Below are 2,295 nucleotides of genomic sequence, written 5' to 3'. Positions count from 1 at the left end.
GTCGATCCCGTCGCCGCGGCCGCCAGCACGCGCCGTCGCGGTGTGTCTGTCACGTCCGCGCTCGGCGCTCGGGCCACTTGTCGGTTCCGTACGAACGCCCGCCGTTCGAAGGGCTCCAGTCGAACGGACGCACGGTCTCGGCCCGCTCAGACGCCGAACGTCGCGCGGAGCATGTCGCGGGTCCCCGGGCCGAGACCGACCGCGAGGACGGTGATCAAGAGCAGCAGCGTGTACCGCGGCGACTCGTCGTACATCTCCCCGTTGAAGATCCAGACGACGAACGTCGCGGCCGCCAGCTTCACGAGGAGGAACGGCCACGCGTCGCCGGTGACGGCGGAGACGGACGCCGGGAGCAGTCGACCGGTCCAGTCGACGATCAGGGCGTTGACGACGTGTTTCGGGACGAGGTTCGCGGTCCCGGTCAGCGCGGGCATCCAGTCGAGACCGATCACGTTCGCGACGCCGTCGATAGCGTGGCCCCAGATTATCACGATCCCCGCGGCCCCGGTCCCCTGTCGGATCGTCGGAATCTGCCGCGTCGCCAGCGCCCACGTCCCCGCGGTCGCGGCCGTCGCGATGACGAGCGTCGGGATCAGCACCTGCGGGTAGAACGTCACGTAGCCGGTCGTCGCGGCGAGCACGGCGAGGTAGCCGACCGCGAGCGCGAGTCCGACCGCGCCCGACGCGAACAGCGGTCGGGCGTAGTCGTCGACGATCCCGCGCCGTTCGAGCGCGTACGCCGCGAGGACGCAGGCGAGGGTGAAGACGAACACCGTGAAGTAGATGAACGGGCTGATCAGGACCGCGCTCGCCGGGAAGCCGATCAGCGGGTCGACGCCGGCGGCGGTCGCGGCGACCCCGCGTCCTCGACCGTCCGCATCCGCCCCGCCGAACAGCATGAACGGGAACAGCGCGAAGAAGAATCGGAGTTCGGTCGCGATGTCGAGCCGGCGGAGCAGGAAGACGACGCCGATCAGCATCGCCAGCAGGATCACCACGTAGCTCACCGTCGAGAAGGTGGTGTACCCCGGCGTCGCGACGACCTCGCCGGCGCTGACGGCCGACTGACACGCCGCCTCGCTACCGAGGAGTTCGGTGGTGCCGCCGACCCGGCGAACTGCGCACTGCGCGCCCTCGCCGTCCGCGACGACCGGGCCCCAGAAGTAGCGCCAGAGGAACCGGTCGTAGACGACGCGCGGGAAGACGACCGAACCGACGGCCAGAAGCGCCGTCACCCCGCCGACGACGGCGGCCCAGGCCCGCTCCGGCGAGAGGTCGAACCGGTCCGCGACCGCTGTGCTCATGGTCACCGTTCGGAGGGGTCCCGAGTTGAGCGTTCCGGTCGCGGGCGAGCGGCGGCCTCCCGCCCGTCACCGCACTACCCACAGCAGCGCTCCCTACAGCGGCGGCCCGGGCTGCTCGTAGTCGGTCCCGAGAATGACCATCGTCTGCGAGCGCGAGAACCCCTCGGTCTCCGCGATCCGCTCGAACATCAGCTCTCTGAGCCGGTCAGTGTCGGCCGCGACGACCCGGAGTATCACGTCCCACTCGCCGGTGGTGAGGTGGATCTCGCGGACCCCGTCGATGCCGCGAAGCCGTTCGAGCGCGTCCTCCTCGCGGCCCTGTTCGACGCGCAGGCCGACGAACGCGCCGACCCCGTACCCGACCGCCTTCGGGTCGATGTCCGCGTGGTACCCCCGGATGACGCCCGCCTCTTCGAGGCGGCTGACCCGGTCGTGGACGGTGGCGCTGGACATGTCGATCCGGCGCGCGACCTCCGAGAACGGGGTCCGCGCGTCCTCCTGTAAGATCCGCAGGATCGCCCGGTCCGTCTCGTCAAGTTCCATATCGTTCGGTACGGGCGGGATATGCTTTTGCCTTCCGGCGAGCCCCGCAAGCGATCCGGAGCAGATCGCGGTCAATCCGACCCGCGGACGCGAGTAAGCGGCGATGCGCTACTCGTCGTCGGGAGCCGAGAAGGAACCCTCACGGATCGCCGCTTCGGCCGCATCGAGCGCGGCCTCGACGTCGAACTCGTCGACGATCCGTTCCAGTTCTGTCGGCGTTGCGTCGGCGAGGTCCCGGGCGTGAGCAGTCACGTTCGGCACCGCGCGCAGCAGGTTGTCGATTATCGGCACGTCTGCGGTCCGCGGCGACCGGCTCCCGGGGTTGAGGTCGATCACGATCTCCGTCTTCCCCATGGCGTCGAGCGCGGCCGCGCGGTCGCCGTCCTCCAGCGGGACCACGACGACGTCGGCCGCCTCGATCCCGTCGGCATCGACGACGCCGCGCGCG

Annotated in this window: 3 protein-coding genes; all 3 read right to left on the bottom strand. The window is 70.3% G+C overall.

Annotated features, from left to right (window positions below; genetic code table 11):
- Positions 1 to 146: 146 nt before the first annotated feature.
- Positions 147 to 1,304 (bottom strand): DUF63 family protein, encoded by a 1,158-nt coding sequence (locus BN903_RS08865; RefSeq protein WP_048077394.1) that lies wholly within the window; start codon positions 1,302 to 1,304, stop codon positions 147 to 149.
- 93 nt (positions 1,305 to 1,397) lie between these two features.
- On the bottom strand, positions 1,398 to 1,847 hold the full coding sequence (locus BN903_RS08860) for an Lrp/AsnC family transcriptional regulator (RefSeq protein ID WP_004598227.1): 450 nt from the start codon (positions 1,845 to 1,847) through the stop codon (positions 1,398 to 1,400).
- A gap of 108 nt (positions 1,848 to 1,955) precedes the next feature.
- On the bottom strand, positions 1,956 to 2,295 hold a 340-nt coding region (locus tag BN903_RS08855), incomplete at its 5' end, for a phosphopantothenate/pantothenate synthetase family protein (protein ID WP_048077393.1).

This window comes from Halorubrum sp. AJ67 (assembly GCF_000513435.1).
The sequence above is the reverse complement of the archived record's forward strand: the minus strand, read 5'-3'. Positions and strand labels throughout refer to the sequence as shown.